General features: G+C 70.0%; 2 protein-coding genes. One reads left to right on the top strand and one right to left on the bottom strand.

Going from position 1 to position 2,818, the window contains the following annotated elements:
• Positions 1 to 121: 121 nt before the first annotated feature.
• Positions 122 to 1,936, top strand: a complete 1,815-nt coding sequence (locus tag EF918_RS34365; RefSeq protein WP_125652792.1) for a bifunctional UDP-sugar hydrolase/5'-nucleotidase — start codon at positions 122 to 124, stop codon at positions 1,934 to 1,936.
• Positions 1,937 to 1,948: 12 nt separating this feature from the next.
• On the opposite strand, the gene EF918_RS34370 is transcribed toward EF918_RS34365, so the two are convergent.
• Positions 1,949 to 2,818 (bottom strand): SidA/IucD/PvdA family monooxygenase (locus tag EF918_RS34370; protein ID WP_185922068.1); only part of this gene is annotated, 870 nt, incomplete at its 5' end.

Raw genomic sequence — 2,818 nt, forward strand, 5'->3', positions numbered from 1 at the left:
GGCGTGGGGGGTGGCGGGATCGAATCCGGACCGGGGTGTTGCGGCTTGTTACCGGTGGGTCAGAATCTACGCGCGTCGTACTCATCGGCGCGCTCGAAGACGCCTCACAAGGGGAGATGGCATGGCGTTCGACCGTAGGACGTTTCTGGGGAGTTCGGCCGCGACGGGTGCGGCCGTGGCGTTGACGGGGGCCGCGGGTGCCCCGGCGGCCGCGGCGCAGGGCGGGTCCGAGGGGGGCGGGGCCGCGTCCGCGCGGACGTACTCGTTCACGGTGATGGGGACCACCGATCTGCACGGCAACGTCTTCAACTGGGACTACTTCACGGACAAGGAGTTCGACGACAAGGCGCACAACGACGTCGGGCTGGCGAAGATCTCCACGCTGGTGAACCAGGTGCGGGCGGAGAAGGGCCGGCGCAACACGCTGCTGATCGATGCGGGTGACACCATCCAGGGCACCCAGTTGTCGTACTACTACGCCAAGGTGGACCCGATCACGGCGCGCCGGGGTCCGGTGCACCCGATGGCGCAGGCGATGAACGCGATCGGGTACGACGCGGCGGCGCTGGGCAATCACGAGTTCAACTACGGCATTCCGGTGCTGCGGAAGTTCGAGGAGCAGTGCGACTTCCCGCTGCTGGGGGCGAACGCGCTGGACGCGCGGACGCTGCGGCCGGCGTTCGCGCCGTACAGCATGCACCGGCTGCGCACGCCGCACGGGCGGGACGTGAAGGTGGCGGTGCTGGGGCTGACGAACCCGGGGATCGCGATCTGGGACAAGGCGAACGTCCAGGGGAAGATGACCTTCCCGGGGCTGGAGGAGCAGGCGGCGAAGTACGTGCCGCGGCTGCGGTCGATGGGCGCGGACGTGGTGATCGTGTCGGCGCACTCGGGGTCGAGCGGTACGTCGTCGTACGGTGACCAGCTGCCGTACGTCGAGAACGCGGCGGGTCTGGTGGCGGAGCAGGTGCCGGGGATCGACGCGATCCTGGTGGGGCACGCGCACACGGAGATCCCGGAGTACCGGGTGAGGAACAAGGCGACCGGCAAGGACGTGGTGCTGTCGGAGCCGCTGAAGTGGGGGCAGCGGCTGACGCTGTTCGACTTCGAGCTGTGCTGGGCGCGGGGCCGGTGGACGGTGGAGAAGGTGGCGGCGCGGGTGCTGAACTCGAACACGGTGGCCGAGGACCCGGCGATCGTGCGGCTGCTGTCGGACGAGCACCGCAAGGTGGTGGCGTACGTGAACCAGGTGATCGGTACGTCGACGCAGGCGATGTCGTCGGCGGAGGGGCCGGTCAAGGACGTGCCGATCATCGATCTGATCAACCATGTGCAGGCGGAGACGGTGAAGGGGGCGCTGGCGGGTTCGGAGTGGGCGCAGCTGCCGGTGCTGTCGCAGGCTTCGTGCTTCTCGCGGACGGCGTCGATCCCGGCGGGGCAGGTGACGATCCGGGATGCGGCGGGGTTGTACCCGTTCGAGAACACGCTGGAGGCGCGGCTGCTGACGGGTGCGCAGCTGAAGGACTATCTGGAGTACTCGGCGCGGTACTACGTGCAGACGGCGCCGGGTGCTCCGGTGGATCCGGCGAAGCTGACGAATGCCGAGAACATCCCGGACTACAACTATGACGCGGTGTACGGCGTGACGTACGACGTGGACATCGCGCAGCCGGTGGGGTCGCGGATCGTGGGGCTGGCGTTCCAGGGCCGGCCGGTGGATCCGGCGGCGCAGTTCGTGCTGGCGGTGAACAACTACCGGGCCTCGGGTGGCGGGGCGTTCCCGCACGTGCCGAAGGCCCGGCAGCTGTGGGCGAACTCGGACGAGATCCGTAACACCATCATCCAGTGGGTGAAGGTGAAGGGGACGGTGGATCCGGCGCAGTTCGCGTCGGTGGACTGGCGGCTGACGCGGGCGGGGGTGCCGGTGCTGCCGTAGCCCCTGGCTGGTTCAGGGGTGTTCGACCAGGGGGAGCAGGGTGCCGGGGGTCCGGGGCCGGCTCTGCTCCCGCTGGTCGAGGCCGAAGGTGGTGAAGGCGCAGCGTTCGGGCTGGGGGTAGGGCTCCTTGCCGGTGAGGGTGTTGAGGATGGAGGCGCTGCGCCAGGCGGCCAGGCCCAGGTCGGGGGCGCCGACGCCGTGGGTGTGGCGTTCGGCGTTCTGGACGAAGACGGTGCCGGTGACGGTGGGGTCGAGGACCATGCGGTGGCGGTCGTCGATGCGGGGGCGGCCGGAGGAGTCCTTGCGGATGTAGGGGTCGAGTCCGGCGAGGAGGCGGCCGAGGGGGCGTTCGCGGTAGCCGGTGGCGAGGACGACGGCGTCGGTGGTGAGGCGGGAGCGGGTGCCTTGCTGGGTGTGTTCGAGGTGGAGTTCGACCTTGGTGGTGGCGAGGCGGCCGGCGGTGCGGACGGTGACGCCGGGGGTGAGGACGGTGTCGGGCCAGCCGCCGTCGAGGGTGCGGCGGTAGAGCTCGGTCTGGATGGCGTTGATGGTGCCGGTGTCGATGCCTTTGTGGAGTTGCCACTGGGCGGGGACGAGGGTGTCGCGGACGGATTCGGGCAGGGCGTGGAAGTAGCGGGTGTAGTCGGGGGTGAAGTGTTCCAGGCCGAGCTTGGAGTACTCCATGGGGGCGAAGGAGGCGGTGCGGGCGAGCCAGGTGAGGCGTTCGCGGCCGGCGGGGCGGTGGCGCAGGAGGTCGAGGAAGACCTCGGCGCCGGACTGGCCGGCGCCGATGACGGTGATGTGCTCGGCGCCGAGGATGCGGGTGCGGTGGTCGAGGTAGTCGGCGGAGTGGATGACGGGGACGGTGGGGGCGTCGGCGAG

It is taken from the genome of Streptomyces sp. WAC06614 (assembly GCF_003949795.1).
Taxonomy (GTDB): domain Bacteria; phylum Actinomycetota; class Actinomycetes; order Streptomycetales; family Streptomycetaceae; genus Streptomyces.